This window comes from Erythrobacter sp. YT30, from assembly GCF_001542875.1.
Lineage (GTDB): Bacteria > Pseudomonadota > Alphaproteobacteria > Sphingomonadales > Sphingomonadaceae > Erythrobacter.
On the sequence record NZ_LMAF01000001.1, the window covers coordinates 165,221 to 189,423 of the forward strand.

Below are 24,203 nucleotides of genomic sequence, written 5' to 3' on the forward strand. Positions count from 1 at the left end.
CCGCACATGACATCCTCTCCCGAGCAAGCATCACCCCAGAACGACCGCAATCTGGAATTGTGGCCGATTGGCAATTGCCAGGTATCTGGCCTGATCGATGAGAAAGGCGCCCTTGTCTGGGGATGCGTTCCGCGCGTCGATGGTGATCCTGTCTTTTCAGCGCTTCTCAATGGCGACACCGAGGATGCGGGAATCTGGCGCTTTGAACTGGAGGGGCAGACCTCAAGCACGCAAGAATATGTTCGTAATACGCCACATCTGCTTACCACGCTGACCGCCAATGATGGGAGCGCGGTCCAAATCCTCGATTTCTGCCCGCGCTATGAACGATCAGGGCGGATGTATCGCCCCGTCGCCTATGTTCGCATGGTCCGCCCCATTGCGGGCACGCCGCGCATCCGCGTCGTTCTGAAGCCGACCAAGAATTACGGTGCGCAGATCGCTGAAACCACCAATGGCACCAATCACATTCGCTATCTCGTCGGTGCACAGGCCATGCGCCTATCAACCGATGCGCCAATTGGATATGTGCTCGAAGGGCGCACCTTCAGGCTGGAAGACGACACACACTTTTTCCTCGGCCCTGATGAGCCGTTTGTCGGCAATGTGCAGGACGAGTTGCGCGGCATGGAACAGCGGAGCCGCAAATACTGGCAGCGTTGGGTGCGCATGCTTGCCATCCCGCTTGAATGGCAGGAAGAGGTCATCCGCTGCGCCATCACGCTGAAACTTTGCCAGCACGAAGAAACCGGGGCAATCGTGGCGGCACTCACCACATCAATCCCTGAAGCTGCGCATTCGGAGCGCAATTGGGATTACCGATACTGCTGGATCCGCGATTCTTATTACACCGTGCAGGCGCTCAACCGGTTGGGCGCGCTCGATGTGATGGAAAAGTATCTCGGATACCTTCGAAATATCGTCGATGGAGCGCGGGGAGGGCAGATACAGCCGCTCTATTCAGTGATGGGCGAATGCGAGCTTGATGAGACAACCGCTGCCTATCTGGCAGGCTATCGCGGTATGGGGCCCGTGCGCCGGGGGAATGCTGCGTACAAGCAGATCCAGCACGATTGTTACGGCCAAATCGTGCTGCCGAGCGCTCAGGGCTTCTTCGATACCCGCCTGCTACGACCCGCAGATGAGCTCGACTTCGAAAATCTTGAACAGGTCGGTAAAATGGCCTGGGCCATGCACGATCAGCCTGATGCGGGGCTTTGGGAGTTTCGCACCAGGCAGGAAGTTCACACCTACTCAGCTGTCATGAGCTGGGCGGCGTGCGACAGGCTCGCCAATGTCGCGACCCATCTTGGCAAAGCGGACCGGGCGAAAGTCTGGCGTGATCGCGCCAATGCTATTGCGCAGACGATTGAGGAGAAAGCCTGGAAGGAAAACGGAAAGGGCGGCCATTACGGTGCCAGCTTTGAAAGCGACTATCTGGATGCAAGTCTGCTGCAAATGGTGGAACTGCGTTTCCTTTCACCCGAAAATGATCGCTTCAAGCAAACCTTTGCCGCTGTCGAGGAACACCTAAGGCGCGGCGATCACATGCTGCGGTATGCTGCCGAAGATGATTTCGGCGCGCCGGAAACGGCGTTCAATGTCTGTACCTTCTGGCTCATCGAAGCGCTTCACCTTGCAGGGCGCAGTGACGAAGCGCGAGCTCTGTTTTGCACCATGCTGAGCCATACGACCAAATCAGGGCTGCTGAGCGAAGACTTGGACTACGAAACTGGAGAGTTGTGGGGGAACTTCCCCCAAACCTATTCGCTGGTAGGTGTAATTAATTGTGCCGGGCTTTTGTCCAAGCCGTGGAGTGAAGTGCGATAAGCCGTCTCGTTGTCATATCCAATCGCGTCGCCGTACCAAAAGCGCGCGGCGTTGCGGGTGCACAGGGCGGATTGGCTGGAGCGCTAAACGCGGCGTTGAAAGATCGCGGCGGCATCTGGTTTGGATGGTCGGGCGAGGAAAATGAAGAGCCGAGCGACACTCTGCATCTTCAGCGCAATGACGGCGTGACTACAGCGACTATCGACCTCACCACCAAAGAAGTCGACGAATACTATAACGGCTATGCCAACTCTACGCTGTGGCCGCTGTTTCACTATCGCATTGATCTGGCTCGCTTTGAGCAGCGAACGGGGCAGGGATATGAACGGGTCAATGATCGTTTCGCCGATAGCGTTTCACCGCTGATTGAGCCGGATGATCTGGTGTGGGTGCACGATTACCATCTGATCCCATTGGGCCAGAATCTGCGCGGTCGCGGTCATAAGAACCGGATGGGTTTCTTCCTCCACATTCCATGGCCGCCCACGCGACTGCTCACATCGCTGCCATTTCATGAGCGTTTGGTGCGAACGCTGCTCGATTACGATCTGTTGGGTTTTCAGACTGAGGAATGGCTGTCCAGTTTTGTGCATTACTGCGCCAATGAATTGGGCGCGGACGTCAATCACGAAACGGGCGAGATTACGCACGAAGGGCGCACTGTCATCGCGCGCGCTTATCCGATCGGTATCGATTGGGATCACTTTCAGGCGCAGGGCGAGAAGGACGAGGCCAAGGCAGCCGAGGAACGCTTTCTGGCCTCAATAAGGGGCCGCACCGGGATGATCGGGGTCGACAGGCTCGACTATTCGAAGGGTCTGCCGGAAAGGATCGACGGGATTGGGCGCTTTTTTGACGAGTATCCGGAAAGTACGCGCGATCTTGTGTTCATCCAGATCGCCCCGCCAAGCCGGGAGGATGTTGAAAGTTATCAGAAAATCCGCGCTGAGCTGGAGCAGAAGACCGGGCAGATCAACGGAGCGCGCTCCGAAGTCGATATTGTCCCGATCCGCTATGTGAACCGCGGGTATAGTCATGCAGAGCTGTTTGGTTTTTTCCGGGCAGCGAAGATCGGACTGGTGACGCCTTTGCGTGATGGAATGAACCTAGTCGCGAAGGAATATGTCGCAGCGCAAAATCCAGAGGATCCCGGCGTTCTCATCCTGTCCGATTTTGCTGGGGCCGCGCGTCAGCTTGATTGCGACGGCAAGGGCGCGGTGCTGGTCAATCCGCACAGTCCCGATGCTCTTTGCCATGCCATCCGGCAGGCGCTCGACATGCCGCTAGACGAGCGCAAGAGCCGTTTCGAAGCAATGATCGCGACGGTTCGTGATGATAATGTCGTGGAGTGGACGCGCCGGTTCTGCGATGATTTGGCAGCGGATTAAGCTAGGCTAATTGCCAGCTCAAAGCATTCGATATCGCGCCTCAGACGCGGGCGGTGATGCAGTTTCCAATCCCGCGCTTTGCGCCAGATGTGTTTTCAGATCGGTATGCTGGGGCCGGGCAGCATGTTTTTGAAGTAAACGATCAACTTGCCCTTTCAGACCTGCAGCATCAAATGGCTTTCGAATGTAATCCTGCGCGCCTGCATAGATTGCCTGAGATTCGTCATCGATCCCCGTCATCGCGGTGAACATGATAACTGGCAGATCATAAAACTCAGGCGATCCGCGCAATTGGCGCAGCATCGTGAGACCTGACATTCCCGGCATATCCTGATCGAGAAGCAGAAGATCAGGTCGCTTTCGAACCAGCAGGGCAAGCGTATCTTCTGCTGTCGTCACCCATCCGCAGGCGTGACCTGCATCAATCAAGACCTGACTGGCGAGATCAGCAACCAATTCATCGTCATCGGCAATTAGGATTCGTGCCATGAGGACGCGCACCTTTTCTTCGTGTTGTTGGTGACCCGATGTTTAGCGACAAGTTGCCAATCCCCGCTTTGGAGAGGCCTTAGGAGGTTTGCCTAGGTGATTGGCCGCATTTCGAGCCTGCCTATGGTTGCCCCGCCGCCGTGCACCTGCCACTTACGCTGGCGATGATTCTAGAAAGCGAAGACACTCCCTTCATCCCGACCGAGGGCATTCACAACTTGCGCGATTACGGCGGTTATGCCGCCGCAGACGGTGCGCGTATCAAAACGGGGCTGCTATTCCGCTCGGGCCAGCATATCGAGGCGACCGAGGATGATCTCGACACGTTTCACGCTCTTGATGTGCGGACTATCATCGATCTTCGCGGGAACAGCGAGCGCTCCAGTTTCCCCTGCCGTCGCCATTCCGATTTCGATGCGCACGTGATCGCCTATGATGGGGAGACCAGCAATTCGCCTCCGCATGAAGGGGGCTGGGATAAGGTCGATATGACTGCGGATCGTGCCCGCGAACGCATGATAGCCGTTTACACCCGGATGCCGGTCAATCCGGCGATGATCGATATGTTCACCCGCTATTTCGCAGCGCTTGAAGCTCGCGATGGCGGCAGTCTTGTCCATTGCTTTGCGGGTAAAGATCGCACCGGTATTGCGGTGGCTCTGCTGATGCACACTCTAGGCGCGCATCGCGACGATGTCGTCGCGGAATTCCTCAAAACAAACGACGCGCCCACCCAGCACATCCTTAAACGGCAATCGCTTCCTCGGATGGAGGCGCATTATGACACCATCGAAGAGGGCGCCATTCGCAATCTGATGGGCGTGCTTCCCGAATACATCGAGACCTACTTTGACGCGATCACAGAGAGTCACGGATCGCCTGACGCCTATCTCGCGCAAACTTTAGGTGTGGATGATGCAAGCAAAGCTCGTCTGAAGGACCGTTTCCTGACGTGACAATGGGGACGGGCGATCCCATATTCCGCTCAACACGCGAAGACTCGAAGAGACAATCAATGGCAACCCATCACACCAAAATGCTCATCATCGGTTCCGGCCCTGCAGGCTATTCAGCCGCAATCTATGCCGCGCGCGCCATGATGGAGCCGATTGTGGTGCAGGGCCTTCAGCCCGGCGGCCAACTGACAATCACGACCGAGGTCGAGAATTATCCCGGCTTTCGCGACGTGATCCAGGGCCCATGGCTGATGGAAGAGATGAAAGCGCAGGCAGAGCATGTAGGCACGCGTATGATGTGGGACACGATTGTCTCGGTTGATCTTGAAAATGGTCCTCCGTTCCGCGCGATTGGCGATAGCGGTGATGAATATATCGGCGAGACGCTGGTAATCGCGACAGGCGCGCAGGCGAAATGGCTTGGTGCACCGGGTGAACAGGAATTGGGCGGGAAGGGCGTATCAGCCTGCGCAACCTGCGATGGTTTCTTCTATCGCGGCAAGAAAGTCGCTGTGATCGGGGGCGGCAACACCGCCGTTGAGGAGGCGCTGTACCTCACCAATCATTCCGACGATGTGACGCTGATCCACCGCCGCGATGAATTGCGCGCGGAGAAAATCTTACAAAACCGTTTGTTCAAATCGGAAAAGACCAATGTTCTTTGGAACAAGACGGTGAAGAGCTTTGAAGCTGGCGAGGATGGCACGCTCGATCATCTCGTGCTCGAAGACACCGTAACAGGTGAAACCTCCACGCTCGAAGTCGACGGTGCGTTCGTCGCGATTGGCCACGCGCCTGCTACCGAACTGTTCAAAGGCAAGCTTGCGATGGACGATGCGGGATACCTAGACGTGGAGCCCGGCACGCCCAAAACCGCCATTCCCGGTGTCTTTGCTGCTGGCGATGTGGCTGATCACACCTATCGTCAGGCGGTAACAGCTGCCGGCATGGGCTGCATGGCAGCGCTTGATGGCGAGAAATTCCTCGCAGCGCGCGAGGACACCATGGAGGAAGCACCCCAAGAGACTGCCGAAGCGGCGGAGTAAGAGAGCGGGGGCTAGATCAGCCCCTGAGTCTGCACTTCGCTGCCAGCGCCGAATACCACTAGGGCCGCTTTGATGATCAGCACGATCAGCACAACGCTCGACAGAGCGAACAGCACAAAGCGCACCATCACCCGGTTCGCGGTCGCCTGAACAAGGCTGTGCGCCACGCGAAGGCCAACATAAATCCATCCTAACAACGCGGCTTGGCCATCGCCATGCCCGACAAGCGCCAGAACAATTGAGACCGCATAAAACAACGTGGGTGCTTCGTGTAAGTGGTTGTAATTGTGAGCTTTCCACTGCACTTGCGGTGGGAGGACTCGGTCAAGGTCTGCCGTCACTCCCTTTGATAAGCTCTCAGCATCGAAGTTCGCTTTCTGCATCGCTGGGATACGAGTCGCGTACATCCAGACCCACATCACCATGGTCCAGATCATCAATGCGACTGCGGGCTGCAGAATATCCATGCCCATAAGAATGATTTGCTCCCTCATGAAGTCTGTCTTCCTCAGGCTGTGACCACGGTCGGATCGGCGAATAGGGTCGCCATAACCGCGCGGACCGCCAAGACAATCAGCGCAATTGTGCTTGCCAGAAACAGCAGGAAGCGCAGCGGAATTTTGTTGACCAGGATCTGCCACAGCGAATGCACGATCCGAATGCCGACATAAATCCACGCGACCAGCACATCGAACGCCGAAGGGCCCATGATGGTGAGCATGATCACCACCGCGTAAAATAGCGTAGGCTGCTCATGCAGATGCGTGTGGTTATGCGCGGGCCAATTCGCCTTGTCGGGGATCTTGCCTTCGAGGTCCTGGCCTCTGCCTCCGACTTTACCGAGGTTCGACTTGTCCTCAAGCTTTGCTATGGCCCCAAAGCGCGATGGGATGATCCAGAACAGGATGATAAGCGTCCAGACAACCAGTACGGCAGCGGGCGCGAGCATTTGCGCTTGCATGGTGAGCGATCCCCTCTCTCTTGTTGGCGACTTACCTGCGAGAGAGCGGGTAAATTGTCAATTGCAACCCATCACGGCTGTGGAGCCGTCAGCACATGCAGCTGGAAATAGCCGAGCCTCCCCCGTTCATGCCGATGGGTAAGCCCGCATTCGCTTGCGATGTGTTTTGCAGCATCTGGCAGAGATTGGCGGGCTTTGACGTGAAACTTCGCAAGCCAAGCTTGAAGGCCGCGCTTGAAGGGGCGGGGCAGGCCGTCCAGATCGCCAAAATCGACGATGTGCAACTCTCCGCCCGGTGCCAACAAGGACGCGGCGTGATCAAGGGCGCTTTCCCAGTCGGGGATCATCGAAAGCGAATAGGAAAGGACAATCCGTTCAAATGCAGGCTCTCCCAGCAACCCCACTGCGTCAAAAGAGCATGCATCACCTTCGCCAAGCACGGCATTGTCCCCCACCGCCTTGCGCGCATTCTTGAGCATTTCAGCAGAGATATCGAGACCGTACAGCTGGGCTCCGGGCCATGTCTTGCCGATCTTGGCCAGATTTCGCCCCGTGCCGCAGGCGACTTCGAGAACGCGCATTCCGACCCGCGCACCAAGCCCCTCGATCAGTGTATCGCGCCCGAACAGGAAGTACTTGCGGGTCGCATCATAAATGTGGCGCTGGCCCTTATAGACGCTGTCCATTAACGCGGCGTGGCCGCCCTCGGCAATTCTCGCATCCATCACGCAAGCTCGTAAACGTGCACGCCGCCATAAATTGAGGAGCGATCGCGTTTTGTCAGATCGGCTGAGGTTTCATCAAGATATCGCCAGCGGGAAAGGATGTCGTCATTTAGCCTACCGGGCAACATGGATGGCTCTGCCGCGGTGCGGAACAGCACGCGCGCACCCGGGCGACTGGCACGCGTTATGCGGCCCCAAAGGTCATCCAATTGAGCATCGTTCATCCAGTCCTGTGCATCCAGCAGGACAAATCGATCCATTGATGCCAGATCGCGATCACCAATCCACTGCACCATATTGGCGCGCACCACGTCGATCCGATCAATCCGTTCGCGCAGCGCCTCCCAGTTTGCGCGCTGAAGATAGGGCGGCATGGGTGCACTTTCGGCTCGATCATAGCCGCGACCAAAGGCCTGCCAGGCAAAGTAATTGTCCTTGATCTCAAAATCACAGGCGAGCTTTTCCAGGCGCCGTCTCAGCACCTCAGCCATACGTTCATCGCCTGCGAGCTCATCAAATTGAGCTGGCGGGATACCAAGGCCGAATAGGGATGCGGGTTGGTCGGTGAGCCAACGCACGAACTTTCTGTCGAATACGGGGGCTAGCTCGGTTTCGAAAACTGCCCGCTGTTCTTCGAGCGTTTCGGCTTCCAAAAGCTTGTGGAGATCGACTTTATACAGTTTGGCAAAAAGATGCGCCAATCCAATGAAGTTGCCTAACAAACCTTTGCGGTACAGGCCTTTGGTGAAGTAGCTGATCCGCTTGCGCCCCTTGATATCGCGCTTTTCCCAATACCGGCGGCTTTCCGCGTCGAGATGAGGGGCAATCATCTCCTTATAAACCGCTTTGTTTTCTTTGTGATCGGCATGGCCGAAGAAGCGGTGGAAGCGTTCGTAATTGGGCAGATGCCTGATCGCCGTGATCTTTAGCTGGCCCAACGCAACGTGTGCCCTGTTCAGATCAACAGCCGTGATCTGCGCAGGGTTTGCAGTGAGATAGCTCAGCGCGTTGCACGATCCGCTCGCAATGCACATGACGCTGCTGTCAGGCTCAATCGCAAGGCCTTCCATATCAACAACCGGATCTTCCCAGATTTGCGCGTAGACGAGGCCTTTGAAAGCGAGGGCAAATGCCTTGTCTAGCAGCTTGTCCTTGGTCTTGGCGTCTTTGCGCACCACGGCATCAGAGATGATGCGCTTGGGTTGAACGGTCATGAAATCGGAGCCTTACGTTACGTCAAGAGATTGTCATAAGCCGATTGTGTGACGCTTCAAAGGCGGTTTTGCACAGCTTGATCTTACGCAGCGATCGTTTCGGCGAACCTCTGCGGATCGGCATTGCCACCAGTCAGAAGGATAACCGTGTTTTCATCGAGCGGCACTTTTCCTGCAAGGGCAGCGGCAAGCGCTGCTGCGCCTCCTGGTTCGATCACCATGCGCAGATTGGCAAAGGCCCAACGCTGGGCATCGCGCACTTCTTCGTCGGTCACCGTGACACCAGGCTGCGCGCGGCCACGAAGCACATTGAGATTGAGCTGCTTTGTGGCCGCGGGTTGCAGCGCATCGCAAATGGTGGGGGGCGCATCTTCGCCCACATGCACGATTTCGCCTGACGCGAGAGCTTGCCCAACCATATCCCACCCCTCCGGTTCAACCGGGAAGACTTTCGCTTGGGGGCACGCAAGCGAGACACCAGCTGCGAGCCCGCCACCGCCGCAACAAGCGACAATTGCGCTCGGCTCGCGGCCCAATTGGTGCGTCATCTCAATGGCGGAGGATCCTTGCCCTTCGATCACCCACGGATTGCCAAAGGCGTGGACCAAGGTGCCGCCTTCGCGCTCAATCACCTTGGAGGCCACTTCGTCACGGTCTTCGCCGGGGCGGTCATAAAGCACAATTTCTGCACCTAGCGCCTTTGTATTGTCGAGCTTCACCTGCGGCGCATCGCGCGGCATCACAATGGTTGCTTTGATGCCAAGCCGCTTGGCAGCCCAGGCGATACCCTGCGCGTGATTGCCGGACGAAACAGCGACAACTCTATCGCCTTCGAGATTGGAAAGCGCCCACCATGCGCCTCTGATTTTGAAAGCGCCGATGGGTTGGAGATTTTCCGCCTTTACCCAGCAGTCCATCCCATTGATCGACACGGGCAAAAGCGGCGTCGGCGGAAGGATCGCGGCGATTGCCTTTGCGGCCTCGGCAACGCCTTTTGCTGTGGGTGTGTGGATCATTTGTAGCCCCTAAAGCATTGGACTAAGGCGCTTGCCAAGATTCGAATTAGAAAGGCCCACAGACATGTCGACAGTACTCGTAATCGGAGCCGGGGGCGTGAGCTCGGTGTGTGTCCACAAAATGGCCTTCAACAAGAATATCTTCTCCGACATCCACCTCGCGAGCCGCACCAAGCGGAAATGCGATGCGATTGCCGCTAGCGTTAAAGAGCGCGCAGGCGTCGACGTCGCGACTTATGAAATCGACGCGGAAGAAGTGCCGGCCATGGTGCAGCTTATCCGTAAGGTGCAGCCCAGCCTCGTGGTCAATCTGGCGCTTCCCTATCAGGATCTGCCGATCATGGATGCGTGCCTTGAAGCTGGCGTGAACTACCTCGACACCGCAAATTACGAGCCCAAGGATGAGGCAAAATTCGAGTACAAGTGGCAATGGGCCTATCATGATCGCTTCAAAGACGTCGGGCTGATGGCGCTGCTTGGTTCAGGCTTTGACCCGGGCGTGACGTCCGTTTTCACTATGTGGCTGAAGAAGCACAAGCTCAAAACCATTCGCACGCTCGATATCCTCGATTGCAATGGCGGCGATCACGGACAGGCTTTCGCCACCAACTTCAATCCCGAAATCAACATCCGCGAGGTGACCGCTCCCGCGCGGCACTGGGAGAATGGCGAATGGGTGGAGACACCCGCCATGCAGGTATCAACACCGTTTGAATTTGAGGAGGTGGGCACGCGGCAGGCGTATCTCATGTATCACGAGGAACTTGAGAGCCTCGCCAAATTCAACCCTGAAATAGAGCGCGCACGGTTCTGGATGACCTTTGGTGATGAATACATCAAGCACCTCACAGTCCTCCAAAACGTCGGCATGACAAGCATCGAGCCGGTGAAGTATCAGGGCAAGGAAATCATCCCGCTACAATTCCTCGCTGCTGTACTGCCCAAGCCTGAGACACTCGGTGAAACAACCAAGGGCAAGACCAATATCGGCTGCATCGCCACCGGTGACGCGTTGGATGGATCGGGCGAGAAGACGTTCTACATCAACAATATATGCAGCCACGAAGCGGCATATGAGGAAACCGGCAATCAGGCGGTGAGCTACACGACTGGTGTGCCTGCAATGATCGGATCAGCTTTGATGGTGCAGGGCGTGTGGAGCGGGGAGGGCGTCTTCAATATGGAAGAAATGGCCCCAGACCCGTTTATGGAAATGCTCAATGCGCACGGTCTGCCGTGGCACGTGAAGGAGCTTGATGGGCCGGTCGGGTTTTAAGTCGTACGCATAGATCAGAGACACCAAACGACACAGCGCAGACTTTACGAAGCAAAGAAGAGCGACACAGAAATGCAAACCAAAGCAGGTGATCCGGGCGCTTTTGCCCAATTTGATCTCTCCCGTGTCGATAGCCCTGCTTTTGTCGTGGATGCGAGCAAGCTGCGCTCTAATTGCCAGATCTTGGCCGAAATACGCGATCGGGCCTCGGAGGATGGTGGGAGCGTCAAGGTTTTCGCCGCGCTCAAGGCGTTTTCGATGTGGTCGGTTGCGCCGCTTATCGGTGAGTATCTGGATGGGGTATCGACCAGCGGCCTTTGGGAAGCGCAGCTCGCATCGGAGTTCTATGACGGCGAGATCGCGACTTACTCGGCAGCGTACAAGCCAGAAGACCTCGAGGAAATCTGCCGTCTTTCCGAGCACGTCATTTTCAATTCGCCAGCGCAAATGGGAAGGGCGCGGCTGATCCTAGACGCAGCAGCCACTACCGGCGGCGATGTCTCGCCCGGTCTTCGCATCAATCCGATGATTGCGACGGGTGAAGTCCCAAAATACGATCCATCCGCGCCCGGATCGCGGCTTGGCTTCCCGCTCGATCAATTGACGGATGAGCATATGGAAGGGGTAGAGGGCATCCACTTCCACAATCTGTGCGAGCAGACATTCGAGCCGTTGCGCGCCACGTGGGACCGAGTGTTTGACGCGATTGAACCCTATTTCGGGCAATTGAAGTGGATCAATATGGGGGGCGGGCACCATATTACGCGCGCCGATTATGAACGTGATGAGCTGGTTGAATTCCTGAAAGACGCGGCCGCCGATACGGGTGCAGAGATCATTCTTGAGCCCGGAGAGGCGATTGCTCTTGATGCTGGGATCCTCGTTGGCACCGTGCTCGATACGATGTTCAACGATGGCCCGATCGGGATCACCGATGTTTCAGCCACCTGCCACATGCCCGATGTTCTCGAGGCGCCTTATCGTCCGGCCATGCTGGGGGAGCTTTCCGATGACAGCATTCCGATCCGCCTTGGTGGGCCGTCATGCCTTGCTGGCGATGTGATCGGCGAATACCGCCTGCCAGTGCCCGCTGAACCGGGTGCGCGCTTCGCTTTTCTGGATCAGGCGCATTATTCGATGGTGAAGACCACGACTTTCAACGGTGTGCCATTGCCAAGTATCTGGCTGTGGGACAGCGAGACTGACGCGCTCGAATGCGTGAAACGGTTTGAGTATCGCGATTTCAGGGACCGGCTGAGCTAAGCCGTTTTCCTAATCGCTAAGACTGTGCGATTTCGATGCCCGCTCTTTCGCATCGTTGAAGCCTGTTATGCGTTTTTCATTGCCTAGCTTGGTGCGCATGCAAGTAAATAGGCTTATTTTACATCTCGTCCCCCGTGTCCGTCACCTTCGGAAACGATCTGTAAGGCATTGAAAAGAAGATTAGAATAGACTTAGAGTGAGGGTGACAGGGTGTAACCTTTGTCACCCTGTTTGCGTCTCGCTTCAGACCCCTTTTCGCCCAAATCCGCCAACGCGCCGCGCCGTATCAAGTCCGTCTTGCGCGCCAAAGTCGCCCGGATCGCTTGGCCCCGCTTTTCCCATGGCCTGTCCCCGCTCGGTCTGGTTGATGGCGAGCGCTAATTTCGCAAGCGAGGCGAATTGTTCGGCAGCCTCTTGCGCCCGGGCATGATCGCCAGCGGAATCGAGCGAACCGCTCTCAAACAGATTGCCGCTTTCGACAGCGATGATGACTTTTCCTTCTTTGAAAGCGGCACGAACCGCATCGCCTTCAAACGCTGCCTCGATAGTCAGCAAGTGTTCGACAAAGCTCGGGTGTACAATCACGCGCGCTTCGACCTGATCGTCAGTGTATACGTCAAACACGTCCTCGAAAGAGGGGTGGACCTGATCGACTATGGAAAGCTCATGGCCTTTGAAGCGGACCTGGTCTTTGCGCCCGCCAAGGCCGAACCACGATTTGTGTTTGCCAGCGCGCTGCAAGAGCGTGGTCGAATGAAAGGCGCGGCCAAACTCCATCTGGATAATGGCGCCTCTGAAAACGGTTACCCAGCGGCGGTTTTTTCCCGATCCGCGGCGTTCTTCCAGATGCGCTTCGTAAAGTTCAAAGCCATGCCCTTCGAGTTGGCCATGCCAGCGATCCTCGAAATCGTCACGATCATAGCTCGGAACCAATTGATAAGTCTTGCAGATTTCAAATTCGCGACCCGGTTCAAGATCGTGTTCGTAAAATACGCCAAGGCTTTTCGCGATGGCTGAATTAATGCCGATCTTGATCGCCTTTTTCGCTTCGTTGATGGGCATATAGCCCCAAGCACTCACACCGCCGACAGCGACGACGCTGATGATGACCTTGAAGTCGCCAAAACCAACCGGTGCAAACCACATGAATGCAAGCAGGGGGAGAAGTATGCAGGCCCCCACTGTCCAGCGCCAATACGCTTTTTCCTTGGCCTCTTTGCGCATGGTGGATTGCTCATCGAGCCATTGCCCAAGTTCGCCCCCCATCAATCCTTGCACGTCTGCGCGCATTTTATCTGTTTCCCCAATCACCCCGAAACCTGAGGTTCCCTTAACTAATTCACGCTAATATACCTATGTCTACCAAAGGAGGGGTAAATATGTTCTGGACGTATGTGATTGTTGGCGGTGTTGTTGGGTTTTTGCTGGTGCTCGTCATCGGCATCTACAACAATCTCGTCGGACTGCGTCAGAATGTGCGTCAGGGCGTTGCAGATATCGATGCGCAACTGCGGCAGCGCCACGATTTGATCCCAAACCTTGTTGAGACCGTGAAAGGGTATGCGGGGCACGAGTCCGCAACACTCGAAGCGGTCATCCAGGCGCGTAATATTGCTGCGAAGGGCTCGCCGAGCTCATCAAGCGAGCAGGGTTTGCGGGTGGCGCTCGACAACCTACTGGCTTTGGGTGAGGCCTATCCAGACCTTAAAGCGAGTGCGAACTTTCAGGAATTGCAGCGCGAGCTGGCCAATGTAGAAGACAAACTGGCGGCTGCGAGGCGCGCTCTGAACGCTGCTGTTGCCCGTTTCAACACGGCGCGCGAAAACTTCCCGGCGGTGCTGATTGCAGGGGCGCTCGGTTTCCAGCAGGCTGACTTCAACCAGCTTGACGACAGCGAACGCGGCACAGTCGATCAGGCGCCCGCCATCGCGTTCTGATAACTATTTGCCTTATGGGTTGGAACCACAGGCCCGTTTGACGATTTTGTTTGCGAATGCGCGCGCGACGACTATATGCGCGCTTCCGCTGCCCCAAGGGACTTATGTCAGCGTCTGATTAAGACGTTACCGCAAGGCAGCCCAATTTGCTCTTGGGTCCAAGCTCAGGAGTGATCAGAAACTAAACCTTCTGGGGGTCCCTTGAGTTGCACACCTTTCCTGACGCCGCTTCTGTAGCCCGCGCTCTTTCGCCGGATGAACCGATCATTCTCAATCGCCCGCACGCGGCGAAACGCGCTGCTGCGTTCTTCAAAGAGAATTTTCCGGGCAAGACACTTTACGCGGTGAAAGCCAATCCGGCGCCCGATCTGATCGAATGCCTGTGGGATGCGGGGATCACGCATTACGACGTGGCTTCGATTGCCGAAGTGCGTCTGGTGCGCGGCCTGCTGCCGAATGCGCAATTGTGCTTCATGCATCCGATCAAGACGCGCAAGACGATTGCAGAGGCGTATTTTGAGCATGGCGTCAGAACCTTCAGCCTCGACAGTCATGAAGAGCTGGCAAAGATCGTGGAAGCGTGCCGCGATCCTGAAACGGGCGAGGCTGCGACTGACTTACGCCTGTGTGTGCGATTGCGAGTGTCGTCAGAGTATTCTGAGTTGAGTTTAGCGGCCAAGTTCGGTTGCGATTTGACTGAGGCGCCGGCGCTCCTTCAAGCAGCTCGCCAGCATAGCGACTGGCTGGGTGTTTGCTTCCATGTCGGCAGCCAGGCGATGACGCCTTTTGCGTTCGTCCAAGCGCTCGACCGCACCCGTGCTGCGATTGCCGAGGCAAGCGTCGTCATCGACATGATCGACGTGGGCGGAGGCTTCCCAAGCATCTATCCCGAGATGGAGCCGCCACCACTCGAGGATTACTTCGCCATGATCGCCAAGCACTTCGAAGCGCTCCCGATCGCTTATAACGCAGAACTGTGGTGCGAGCCGGGGAGGGCACTGTGTGCTGAATATTCGTCGATGATTGTCCAAGTGACCAAACGGCGCGGCGATGAACTCTACATCAACGACGGCGCATATGGCGCGCTTTACGACGCAGCGCACGTGAACTGGCGTTTTCCGGTCCGGGCGCTGGAGGATGATCTGCGCGATGGCCTAGTGGATTTCGCATTCTATGGCCCGACCTGTGATGATGCGGACTACATGGCCGGGCCCTTCAGTCTGCCGGGCGATATCCAGGCCGGTGATTATATTGAAATCGGCATGTTAGGAGCATACGGCGCTGCCATGAAAACCGGCTTTAACGGCTTTGGCGATGCCGAGTGCGTTATCGTCACGGACGAACCTATGATGAGCCTTTTCACAGGCGACCGTCGCCGTGAAGCCTCAGACAATGTGGTAAGCCTGCGCTAAGCGAGGGCGAGTGGTCCGGCTCGCTTTTAGCACATGGGTGATCAGCTAGCAGTTGCTGCTAGCTAGCAGTGAGCGCAGCGCGACACATGTTTTCCGTCAAGTTTGACTTTCTGTTCCTCAGCGCGCAACAAGTGTTTACACAAATGTTTGTTTAGTTTCATATGAAACCTGTATATCCGCGCCCGAACGCAAGCGAGGGTGTTCAGGAATGCATTGGGACATCAGACACTTTTTGGAGCCATCACTCATGGCAAGAGGGATATTCAGAACAAAGAATAGCTGGGCGGACGATGATAGCGTCTGTGTACGCTATGGTGACGGGACCGAGATTGAAATTCCTCGCATCCAATATGTGGCCCTGATCAACACCCCCGCGTTTGATGCACTCCCGTGGCGCGACGAGTTATCGAATGCGCAACCAAAGAGTGTAGAAAGCTAACTGACGGGAGTTCGAGTTGGCCGCACAAGCGGGCTATTCAAACCCGACAAACCGAGCGGCTTCTTCAAGAGGCTTGCGATTTGAGTAGACGCGATTGGCAGGAAATTCTGGGTCGGGCCAGCCCATCGCAACAGCTTTCATGATCACTTGATCATCGGGGATGCCGGCATGTTTGCGCACAACCGGAGATTGCATTATCCCTTGCGAATTGATGACGCAGCCAAGCCCTTTTGACCAGGCAGCATTTACAAGCGCCGTTGTTGCTGCGCCGCAATCGAAAGCGGTATCGTCGCTCGTGCCCAATTCCCGATCATAGGTGACGATCACGCAGACCGGCGCATCGAACTGGCGGAAGCCGCGCAGCACCCAATCCTGCCTTGCATCCTTATCGTCGCGCGCGATGCCCATTTCTGCAAAGAGCTGTTTTGCAACTTCGATCTGGCGTTCACGGTGAACACCTGCAAAGGGCTCGCCTCGGCGAAATTCCCGGCTATCCGGCTCGCCCGCAAGTATGCGCTCGGTGTTGCCTTTGCGAATGCGATCAAGTGGCTCGCCAGTGATTACATGGAAATGCCATGGCTGCGTGTTCATGCTCGTTGGTGAACGCATGGCGAGGGCAAGAACTTCCTCTATGAGCTCGCGCGGAACTGGCTTGTCGAGATAGCCGCGGATGGATTTTCGGCCGCGGACCACTTCTGCAAAAGTCTGGTTTTCATTTCCGCCCACGTGGCCTTCTCCCGAATCTGTTTGAACGAGAGGTAGCGCAGGCTTAGGCTCGCTCAAAGGACGCTAGGGTTGGGCCGGGTGCACCGTAGTTCAATCGAGGATAGGTGCATCGAAATCAGGTTCCGATCAGGCTGCCTTGGCCAATGCGAGATCAAGGCGGTCCCAAATCTCGACGAGAGCTTCAGCCAGTTCGTCCATCATCTCTTCGGTGTGATGCGGGCCGGGGGTAAAACGCAAACGCTCTGTGCCGCGCGGCACGGTTGGGAAATTGATGGGCTGCACATAAACGCCGTATTCTGCGAGGAGGATATCGCTGATCTTCTTCGCGCGTATCGGATCGCCGACCATTAGCGGCACGATATGCGTGGTCGAATCCATCACTGGAAGACCGTTCTCAGCAAATTTCAGTTTAAGCATGGCTGCGGCCGCTTGCTGCTGACGGCGCTCAACACTGCTGGACTTCAAATGCTTCACCGAAGCGAGAACACCTGCGACTAGAACTGGCGAAAGGGAAGTCGTAAAGATGAAGCCGGGAGCATACGAGCGAATGCAGTCGATCACGCGCTTATCAGCGGCAATGTATCCGCCCATTACTCCGAAGGCTTTGCCCAAAGTGCCTTCGATTATGTCGATCCTGTGGGCTGCGTTATCGCGTTCCGAAATGCCGCCGCCATGCTCGCCATACATGCCCACCGCGTGAACTTCGTCAATGTAGGTAAGGGCGTTGTGCTTTTCGGCGAGATCGCAAATCGCGTGGATCGGGGCGACGTCGCCGTCCATCGAATAGACGCTCTCAAATGCAATCACCTTTGGCGTGTCTTGATCTTCGGCAGCGAGCAATTCTTCCAGATGCGCCATGTCATTGTGGCGGAAAATCCGTTTCTCACAGCCTGCGTTGCGGATCCCTGCGATCATACTCGCGTGATTCAGTTCATCGGAAAAGATAATGCATCCGGGAAGCAGTTTCGCGAGCGTCGAAAGCGTCGCATCGTTGGACACATATCCGCTTGTGAAGAGCAGCGCGCCTTCCTTCCCATGAAGCTCCGCAAGCTCCTGCTCCAGCTCAACATGCAGGTGCGTATTCCCGCCAATATTGCGGGTACCGCCAGAGCCAGCACCGACATCGTGCAGCGCATCTTCCATGGCGGAGATGACGACTTCATGCTGACCCATGGCCAGATAATCGTTGGAGCACCAGACCGTGATTGGTTTCGGGCCATTGTGCCCGTGAAAACAGCGCGCATTGGGATAGGAGCCTTTGTTGCGCATGATGTCGATGAAAACGCGATAGCGTCCTTCTTCGTGCAGACGGTCTATCGCCTTATCAAAGATCAGATCGTAATTCACCGTTACCTCGTGCGCTCAGACCGGACGTGCCGAAGGCCTGAGACTATAACTCAAAGCTTCAAAGATGGTTTCGCGGTTACCTAGGTTAGAGTGATCGCTTTTTCCATAAGCATCTTTGCGAGCCGCTCGCACTTAGAAAACTCGAACTTCGTCGAGACCATAGGGCGAGAATTGGCGCGACAATCGCTCCATTTGAGCAGGATTGTGCTTTCCCGTCACAACGGCAAAGTCTTTTTGCGAACGCTCAAAAGTCTGATCCTCAGTGAGAAAGGCGATCCGGCGTGCGATACCTTTGGCGCCGTGGACATAATTCACATTTGGGCCGAAGATTTGCGCTAGTTCTGCTTCAAGGAGCGGGAAGTGGGTGCATGCAAGCACGATGGTGTCGATTTCGTTAGCATCGGGTGCGTCTAGCAGTCCGGATACCTCCTGCTTAACGTCATCGACTGAAATTGGTTCGCCAGCGGCCTTTGCTTCAGCGAGGTCGACAAGGCCGGGTGCGGGATGACGGATGAGACGCTTGTCGCTGGCGAAATCGGCTTCCAACCTATCAACGTAAGGCTGTCTCACTGTGCCAGCAGTGCCAAGCAGGCCAATCACGCCCGTCTTTGTCATTGTCGCTGCAGGCTTGATCGCTGGGACGGTCCCTACGATCGGGATTTCCAGGACCTCGCGCACCATCCCGAGTGCAATCGTCGATGCTGTGTTGCAAGCAATGCAGGCAAGGCGCGGCTGGTATCGCTCGCTCATGCGACCAAGTAGCCCAGCGACGCGGGCCGCAACCTCAGCTTCGGTCTTGGTTCCATAAGGTAAACCCGCCCTATCTGCTGCAAAGATGAGCGGGGCATCGGGGAGAGCGCGTTGGACCTCTTCAAGCACGGTTAAACCACCCACGCCGGTGTCGAGGATCAGAATGGGTGCATCGTTTTCCAACTTTTAAGTCCCGCCTGCCTCGAAATCGTCCGAGGGCTATCCTTTTCTTTTTGCTGCGCGCCCTTAAAAGGAAAAGCGGCTCTTTCACAAGCTTGCGGGCCTTTGGGACAGGGAAACACGTGGAACACATTTACGCGGCATTGTTTGGGTTCATCTGCGGCTCGATCCCTTTCGGCCTGCTCCTCACGAAAGCCGCTGGCCTCGGCGATGTGCGCGACATTGGATCGGGAAGTATCGGCGCGACCAACGTTCTGCGCACCGGGAATAAAGCGCTGGCCGCAAGCACAGTTCTGCTCGATGCAGGCAAGGGTGTGCTCCCAGTATTGATCGCTCGCGCATTTGCACCGGGGACGGAGGGCGTTGCGGCTGTCGCTGCTGTCGCAGGGCATTGCTTTACGCCATGGCTCAAATTTCAAGGCGGTAAAGGATTTGCAACGGCAGCGGGCGTGCTGGGTGCGCTCAATTGGCCATTGATGCTGCTGTGCGCGGGCATCTGGGCAGCTATGATAGCGATGAGCAAAATCTCTTCGGTTTCGTCAATGACGACGGTTATTGCAGCGCCAATTGCAGCAGCGGCATTCGGCCAACATGCCCTGATTGCGCCCCTCATCGCAATCGCAGGAATCGTGATTGTTCAACACCGCGCAAATATCGGAAGGCTTATGAGGGGCGAAGAGCCGAAAGTGGGTTCCAAATCATGAGCGAAGCCCTTTCGCAGCCTGAGGCGTTTGCCCGGATCAGGCTGCTTAGATCGCCCAACATCGGACCTGTAAGCTATCGCCAATTGCTCGCCCGGTTCGGAAACGCAAAAGCTGCGATTGAGGCGCTTCCTGATTTAGGATCACGTGGGAAAACTGCATACAGGCCTGCTCCCGTCCAGCGAATTGAACGCGAAGTCGAAGCAGTGCGCGGAGCCGGCGCACGATATCTCTTCCACGATCAACCGGATTACCCGGAACTTTTGGGAGAGCTCGAAAGCGCTCCGCCGATTATCACATGCCGGGGAAACCTAGCACTCGCGTCCGCGCCATGTGTGGCAATGGTGGGCGCGCGAAACGCATCAGGCGCTGCCGTAAAGCTGGCGCGTGATTTTGCTTCAGAATTGTCGCAAGCTGGTTTCACAGTCGTTTCGGGTCTTGCGAGAGGAATTGATGGCGCATGTCACGAAGGGGCGATGCCGCGCACCATTGGGGTGATCGCAAGCGGGATCGACATTACCTATCCGCCGCAGCACAAAGATTTGCAGAAACGCATTGCCGAGGACGGCCTGCTCATTGCGGAACAACCGCCTGGCACTGAACCACGCGGACGCCATTTCCCTAGCCGGAATCGCATTATCGCAGGTCTCGCGAGTGGTACTTTGGTGGTTGAGGCGGCCCCCAAATCCGGTTCGCTCATCACCGCCCGGCTCGCAGGCGAAGCGGGCCGCGAAGTCATGGCCATTCCAGGCTCTCCTCTCGATGCGCGATCTTTGGGATGCAATCAGCTTATCCGTGACGGCGCCGTTCTTGTTCAAACGGCCCAAGACGTTGCCGAGGTCCTCGAGAGTTTTACCGGGGCTCCGCGCCCGCGCTTCCGAGTAGAGGACGCTGGTAAGCCATTTGATTATGCAGAGCTTAGCAAGCTTCAGTGGGGCGAGGCGAAAGTCGATCAGAGCACCGATATCTCAAAGCTCCTCACGAAAGCGCCGGTCGCTGTCGATGAGCTTATCCGGCAGTCGGGTGCAGGCGCAGCAGATGTGCATATGGCGCTCTTGGAACTGGAATTGTCTGGTGAGCTTGAACGGCATTCGGGCGGGCTTGTAAGCTTGCAATAAGATCCAATCTCGGCGTTAACGAGAAGCGCACCTTCGTTGACTAACAGCTTGTCCGAAGAAGCAAAATTACGGGATGGCATGGGATACATTCAGGATAAACGCGTTTCCACGGGCGAATTGATCAACGGCACGTTTCGCGAACTCGTCGCGATCAAACAGCCGCTCGCTTATTATTTCGGCTTTTTCTTTGTCGCAGGATTGCTGACATCATTGAGCAGCACCTTGAGCGCACTGGCCACTATCCCGCTTTTCATCGCTTACTTCGCCGGACAATTGCATCTGTACCGGCAGGCGCTTGGTCGCGGGAACCTGACTTCCGATGACATTGCCAGTGTTTTCGGTTTTCTTCTTATGGCGGTGATCCTTACCATCCCGCTCTATATTGCGGTCTTCTTTCTTGTCGTTCCCGCCGTACTCTTGGGAGCCAAATGGGTGATGGCACCCACATACTTTGCCGCTGAAGAAATGAATGTCTTTGAGGCCATCAGCGCCAGCTGGCGGGGAAGCGAAGGCAATCTGGGATCTCTATCGCTCACATTTCTTCTGATCTGGCTGATTTGGCTGACCATGGCCATCGTTGGCGGCGCACTTGGTGGGGGCCTTGAAGGTGTGCTCGGCGCCATTGGTGGCGCTTCGCGATCGGGTATTGACGGCGGGGTGAGCTCAGTCATCGCCCATATCCTGCCAGTGCTCCTGATGGGGCTCTCTGTTACGGCGTATAAGGCGCTCAACGATCCAGCGGAAAGTCTTGTCGCAATTTTCGAATAGACTATTGACGCCGCTTCGAAACCCATCCCACTCTCGCGCGTACGTACACGTGTAAGGATTTCTCAGACCACTCTCATGCAGCTTGTTATCGTTGAATCGCCCGCGAAGGCGAAGACTATCGAGAAGTATCTGGGCAAGGATTTCAAAGTCCTCGCCAGCTATGGTCATGTCCGCGATCTGCCGCCCAAGGATGGCAGCGTGAGGCCCGATGAAGGCTTTGCGATGGATTGGGAACTGTATCGCGATAAGCAAAAGCGATTCAAGGAAATCGCGGATGCGGCAAAGGATGCAGATCGGCTGGTCCTCGCAACCGACCCTGACCGTGAAGGTGAAGCAATAAGCTGGCATGTGCAGGAGCTTTTGAAGAAGCGCAAAGCTCTGCCCAAAGACGTGGACCGGGTTACCTTCAATTCGATCACCAAAAAGGCGGTGACTGATGCGATGGCAGCCCCGCGCGAGCTCGATCAACCCCTGATCGATGCATATCTCGGTCGCCGCGCTCTTGATTACCTCTTCGGATTCACACTTTCACCGGTCCTTTGGCGCAAGCTGCCCGGTGCAAAATCGGCAGGACGCGTACAATCGGTAGCCTTGCGACTGATCGTTGAGCGGGAACGCGAGATTGAGGCATTCAAGCCCGATGAATACTGGTCCGTCCTCGCCAAACTGGAGCAGGATGGAACTGAGTTCGATGCGAGGCTGGTGAAGTACAAAGGTGAGAAGCTGGAAAAGCTCTCGCTTGGTACACAAGGCGTGGCGGAAGAAGCGAAAGCGGCTGTCGAAGCTGGGCGTTTCACCGTGGAAGCAGTCGAGACAAAGCCACTCAAACGCAATCCATCGCCGCCATTCACCACCTCGACCATGCAGCAGGAAGCAGCGCGTAAGCTCGGCTTTTCCGCAAGCCATACGATGCGGTGTGCTCAATCTTTGTATGAAGCCGGTGCGATCACTTATATGCGGACTGACGGCGTGCAGATGGATGGCAGCGCGATTGCTGCTGTACGCGCTGAAATTGGTGAGCGCTATCACAGCGCATATCTGCCGGAAAAGCCGCGCTTTTATTCGACCAAGGCAAAGAACGCTCAGGAAGCTCATGAAGCAATTCGGCCGACGAATTTCGGACGCGATGCCGCCGGTTCTGGTGATGAGGCAAAACTCTATTCGTTGATCTTCAAGCGCGCGATGGCCTCACAAATGGCCGCTGCGCAATTGGAGCGTACTACGGTGACGCTGCGCGATGCGACCGGCCAACATGAGCTGCGCGCTACAGGCCAGGTTATTAAGTTCCCCGGCTTCTTCGCGGTCTATCAGGAAGGCTTTGACGATAAGTCGGAAGAGGACGAGGACGGACTGCTCCCATCACTTGGCAAGGGCGACAGCCCAGCGAAAAAGTCGGTTGAGGCTAACCAGCATTTCACCCAGCCACCGCCCCGCTTTTCCGAGGCCTCGCTCGTAAAACGCCTCGAAGAGCTCGGGATTGGCCGTCCATCCACCTACGCATCGACCATCCAGACTCTGCGCGATCGCAACTACGTACGAGTGGAGAAAAACCGATTCTTTGCAGAGGATTCGGGCCGTCTTTTGACAGCGTTTCTGGAACGTTTTTTCCCTCGCTACGTCGCATATGACTTTACGGCGGGGATGGAGGATGAGCTCGATACGGTCTCTGACGGGCGAGAGGATTACAAGGATCTTCTCTCCAAATTCTGGGCTGATTTCAAACCAAAGACCGAAGAGGTCATGGAAAAGCTGCCGAGCGAAGTCACCGAAGTTCTCGATGAATATCTCTCTGCTTACCTCTTTCCTCCGCGCGAAGACGGTAAGGATGCGCGCCATTGTCCGCTGTGCGAAACAGAAGGGCGCGAGGGGGGCAGGCTTTCATTACGCGGCGGCCGTTTCGGGGCGTTCATCGCCTGTGCGAACTATCCAGAATGCAAATTTACTCGTCGCTTTGCGCAGCCGGGCGGCGATGGAGACGATGGCAGCCAAGACGGCTTGATGGGGGAACATCCGGAAACAGGCGCAGAAATCCATCGCAAATCGGGCCGCTTCGGTCCTTATGTCGAGATGGAAGTCGACGAGAAGAAAAAGCGTGCATCGATCCCCAAAGACTTGGATGATTTCGATCTCGAATGGGCGATCAAGCTTCTTGACCTTCCTCGGATTATTGGTGCGCACCCGGAAACAGGCAAAGAGATCGAGGCGGCAATCGGTCGCTATGGGCCCTATCTCCGCCATGATGGTAAATATGCCAAGCTTTCCTCGACCCGCGACGTCTTCGATACAGGCATGAACGCGGCCGTCACGCTCCTCGCCGAAGCGGCAAATCGCAAAGGCGGCGGACGAGGTGCTGCACGTGAGCCGATCAAGACACTGGGCGAGCACCCCACATCCGGCGGCGAGATCAAGGTCATGGAAGGCCGCTATGGGCCCTATGTGACCGATGGAACGACAAATGCGACTTTGCCTAAGGATGTGAAGCCTGAAGATGTCGAGGCTGCTCAAGCGATCGAGCTAATCGATGCGCGTGCTGCGAAAGGGCCGGCAAAGAAGAAGCGCAAGAAGGCTGCGCCTAAGAAGAAAACTGCGGCTAAGAAAAAGGCACCAGCCAAGAAAAAGTGACCTTGGCCAGTCAAGATCGAGGTTATTGTGGCGGACAAG

22 protein-coding genes are annotated in these 24,203 nt (G+C 56.2%); 12 read left to right on the forward strand and 10 right to left on the reverse strand.

The window, feature by feature from the left end; all coding sequences use genetic code 11:
* The first annotated feature begins 6 nt into the window (after positions 1-6).
* On the forward strand, positions 7-1,830 hold the full coding sequence (locus AUC45_RS00760; protein WP_067596893.1) for a glycoside hydrolase family 15 protein: 1,824 nt from the start codon (positions 7-9) through the stop codon (positions 1,828-1,830).
* Complete coding sequence (locus AUC45_RS00765) at positions 1,827-3,218, forward strand: trehalose-6-phosphate synthase (protein ID WP_067596895.1); 1,392 nt, start codon at positions 1,827-1,829, stop codon at positions 3,216-3,218. The genes AUC45_RS00760 and AUC45_RS00765 overlap by 4 nt, the downstream gene beginning before the upstream one ends.
* Positions 3,219-3,236: 18 nt before the next feature.
* On the opposite strand, the gene AUC45_RS00770 is transcribed toward AUC45_RS00765, so the two are convergent.
* Complete coding sequence (locus tag AUC45_RS00770; protein WP_067596897.1) at positions 3,237-3,707, reverse strand: PleD family two-component system response regulator; 471 nt, start codon at positions 3,705-3,707, stop codon at positions 3,237-3,239.
* 164 nt (positions 3,708-3,871) lie between these two features.
* On the opposite strand from AUC45_RS00770, the gene AUC45_RS00775 reads away from it, so the two are divergent.
* Entirely contained in the window at positions 3,872-4,663 is a 792-nt protein-coding gene (locus AUC45_RS00775; protein WP_067598821.1) for a tyrosine-protein phosphatase, read from the forward strand.
* A gap of 59 nt (positions 4,664-4,722) precedes the next feature.
* Entirely contained in the window at positions 4,723-5,709 is a 987-nt protein-coding gene (trxB, locus tag AUC45_RS00780; protein WP_067596899.1) for a thioredoxin-disulfide reductase, read from the forward strand.
* Positions 5,710-5,720: 11 nt separating this feature from the next.
* Here the strand turns inward: trxB and AUC45_RS00785 are convergent, their stop codons facing one another.
* The 5 genes from AUC45_RS00785 to AUC45_RS00805 form a co-directional block, all read right to left on the reverse strand.
* Entirely contained in the window at positions 5,721-6,203 is a 483-nt protein-coding gene (locus tag AUC45_RS00785) for an MAPEG family protein (RefSeq protein WP_233998485.1), read from the reverse strand.
* A gap of 14 nt (positions 6,204-6,217) precedes the next feature.
* Positions 6,218-6,670 (reverse strand): MAPEG family protein, encoded by a 453-nt coding sequence (locus AUC45_RS00790; RefSeq protein WP_067596901.1) that lies wholly within the window; start codon positions 6,668-6,670, stop codon positions 6,218-6,220.
* 71 nt (positions 6,671-6,741) lie between these two features.
* Positions 6,742-7,395, reverse strand: coding sequence for a class I SAM-dependent methyltransferase (locus AUC45_RS00795; protein ID WP_067596903.1), 654 nt, complete (start codon positions 7,393-7,395; stop codon positions 6,742-6,744).
* A complete protein-coding gene (locus tag AUC45_RS00800; RefSeq protein WP_067596905.1) occupies positions 7,395-8,609 on the reverse strand; it encodes a DUF3419 family protein in 1,215 nt (404 codons plus the stop codon). Before AUC45_RS00800 ends, AUC45_RS00795 begins: the two co-directional genes overlap by 1 nt.
* An 83-nt stretch (positions 8,610-8,692) precedes the next feature.
* Complete coding sequence (locus AUC45_RS00805; RefSeq protein WP_067596907.1) at positions 8,693-9,625, reverse strand: threonine/serine dehydratase; 933 nt, start codon at positions 9,623-9,625, stop codon at positions 8,693-8,695.
* A 64-nt stretch (positions 9,626-9,689) separates the two neighbouring features.
* Here AUC45_RS00805 and AUC45_RS00810 point away from each other — a divergent pair, with 64 nt between their 5' ends.
* On the forward strand, positions 9,690-10,901 hold the full coding sequence (locus tag AUC45_RS00810) for a saccharopine dehydrogenase family protein (protein ID WP_067596909.1): 1,212 nt from the start codon (positions 9,690-9,692) through the stop codon (positions 10,899-10,901).
* A gap of 72 nt (positions 10,902-10,973) precedes the next feature.
* Entirely contained in the window at positions 10,974-12,164 is a 1,191-nt protein-coding gene (locus AUC45_RS00815; RefSeq protein WP_067596911.1) for a carboxynorspermidine decarboxylase, read from the forward strand.
* A gap of 243 nt (positions 12,165-12,407) precedes the next feature.
* Here AUC45_RS00815 and AUC45_RS00820 read toward each other — a convergent pair whose 3' ends face one another.
* Entirely contained in the window at positions 12,408-13,454 is a 1,047-nt protein-coding gene (locus AUC45_RS00820) for a DUF3137 domain-containing protein (RefSeq protein ID WP_082700899.1), read from the reverse strand.
* Positions 13,455-13,543: 89 nt separating this feature from the next.
* Here AUC45_RS00820 and AUC45_RS00825 point away from each other — a divergent pair, with 89 nt between their 5' ends.
* Positions 13,544-14,101, forward strand: coding sequence for a LemA family protein (locus tag AUC45_RS00825; RefSeq protein ID WP_067596913.1), 558 nt, complete (start codon positions 13,544-13,546; stop codon positions 14,099-14,101).
* Between the two features lie 206 nt (positions 14,102-14,307).
* Positions 14,308-15,513, forward strand: a complete 1,206-nt coding sequence (locus AUC45_RS00830) for a type III PLP-dependent enzyme (protein WP_067596915.1) — start codon at positions 14,308-14,310, stop codon at positions 15,511-15,513.
* 472 nt (positions 15,514-15,985) lie between these two features.
* Here the strand turns inward: AUC45_RS00830 and AUC45_RS00840 are convergent, their stop codons facing one another.
* The 3 genes from AUC45_RS00840 to murI form a co-directional block, all read right to left on the reverse strand.
* Complete coding sequence (locus tag AUC45_RS00840) at positions 15,986-16,678, reverse strand: nitroreductase (RefSeq protein WP_067598827.1); 693 nt, start codon at positions 16,676-16,678, stop codon at positions 15,986-15,988.
* Positions 16,679-16,804: 126 nt separating this feature from the next.
* Positions 16,805-18,025, reverse strand: a complete 1,221-nt coding sequence (gene hemA / locus AUC45_RS00845) for a 5-aminolevulinate synthase (RefSeq protein ID WP_067596919.1) — start codon at positions 18,023-18,025, stop codon at positions 16,805-16,807.
* Between the two features lie 132 nt (positions 18,026-18,157).
* Entirely contained in the window at positions 18,158-18,958 is an 801-nt protein-coding gene (gene murI, locus AUC45_RS00850) for a glutamate racemase (RefSeq protein WP_067596921.1), read from the reverse strand.
* Between the two features lie 119 nt (positions 18,959-19,077).
* On the opposite strand from murI, the gene plsY reads away from it, so the two are divergent.
* The 4 genes from plsY (at position 19,078) to topA (ending at position 24,164) form a co-directional block, all read left to right on the forward strand.
* Positions 19,078-19,659 carry a glycerol-3-phosphate 1-O-acyltransferase PlsY gene (plsY, locus tag AUC45_RS00855; RefSeq protein WP_082700900.1) on the forward strand — a complete coding sequence of 194 codons (582 nt, stop codon included), beginning with the start codon at positions 19,078-19,080 and terminating at the stop codon, positions 19,657-19,659.
* Positions 19,656-20,774 (forward strand): DNA-processing protein DprA, encoded by a 1,119-nt coding sequence (dprA, locus tag AUC45_RS00860; protein ID WP_067596923.1) that lies wholly within the window; start codon positions 19,656-19,658, stop codon positions 20,772-20,774. The genes plsY and dprA overlap by 4 nt, the downstream gene beginning before the upstream one ends.
* A gap of 78 nt (positions 20,775-20,852) precedes the next feature.
* On the forward strand, positions 20,853-21,542 hold the full coding sequence (locus AUC45_RS00865) for a hypothetical protein (RefSeq protein ID WP_067596925.1): 690 nt from the start codon (positions 20,853-20,855) through the stop codon (positions 21,540-21,542).
* A gap of 75 nt (positions 21,543-21,617) precedes the next feature.
* Entirely contained in the window at positions 21,618-24,164 is a 2,547-nt protein-coding gene (gene topA, locus AUC45_RS00870; RefSeq protein ID WP_067596927.1) for a type I DNA topoisomerase, read from the forward strand.
* The last annotated feature ends 39 nt before the right edge of the window (positions 24,165-24,203 follow it).

Coding starts and splice junctions, on each gene's coding strand:
- AUC45_RS00785 (WP_233998485.1), bottom strand. CDS start 6,203: ATGAGGGAGCAAATCATTCTTATGGGCATGGATATTCTGCAGCCCGCA.
- AUC45_RS00770 (WP_067596897.1), bottom strand. CDS start 3,707: ATGGCACGAATCCTAATTGCCGATGACGATGAATTGGTTGCTGATCTC.
- AUC45_RS00810 (WP_067596909.1), top strand. CDS start 9,690: ATGTCGACAGTACTCGTAATCGGAGCCGGGGGCGTGAGCTCGGTGTGT.
- topA (WP_067596927.1), top strand. CDS start 21,618: ATGCAGCTTGTTATCGTTGAATCGCCCGCGAAGGCGAAGACTATCGAG.
- AUC45_RS00825 (WP_067596913.1), top strand. CDS start 13,544: ATGTTCTGGACGTATGTGATTGTTGGCGGTGTTGTTGGGTTTTTGCTG.
- dprA (WP_067596923.1), top strand. CDS start 19,656: ATGAGCGAAGCCCTTTCGCAGCCTGAGGCGTTTGCCCGGATCAGGCTG.
- AUC45_RS00800 (WP_067596905.1), bottom strand. CDS start 8,609: ATGACCGTTCAACCCAAGCGCATCATCTCTGATGCCGTGGTGCGCAAA.
- AUC45_RS00805 (WP_067596907.1), bottom strand. CDS start 9,625: ATGATCCACACACCCACAGCAAAAGGCGTTGCCGAGGCCGCAAAGGCA.
- AUC45_RS00865 (WP_067596925.1), top strand. CDS start 20,853: ATGGGATACATTCAGGATAAACGCGTTTCCACGGGCGAATTGATCAAC.
- AUC45_RS00790 (WP_067596901.1), bottom strand. CDS start 6,670: ATGCAAGCGCAAATGCTCGCGCCCGCTGCCGTACTGGTTGTCTGGACG.
- AUC45_RS00795 (WP_067596903.1), bottom strand. CDS start 7,395: ATGGATGCGAGAATTGCCGAGGGCGGCCACGCCGCGTTAATGGACAGC.
- AUC45_RS00815 (WP_067596911.1), top strand. CDS start 10,974: ATGCAAACCAAAGCAGGTGATCCGGGCGCTTTTGCCCAATTTGATCTC.
- AUC45_RS00775 (WP_067598821.1), top strand. CDS start 3,872: ATGATTCTAGAAAGCGAAGACACTCCCTTCATCCCGACCGAGGGCATT.
- AUC45_RS00820 (WP_082700899.1), bottom strand. CDS start 13,454: ATGCGCGCAGACGTGCAAGGATTGATGGGGGGCGAACTTGGGCAATGG.
- AUC45_RS00760 (WP_067596893.1), top strand. CDS start 7: ATGACATCCTCTCCCGAGCAAGCATCACCCCAGAACGACCGCAATCTG.
- trxB (WP_067596899.1), top strand. CDS start 4,723: ATGGCAACCCATCACACCAAAATGCTCATCATCGGTTCCGGCCCTGCA.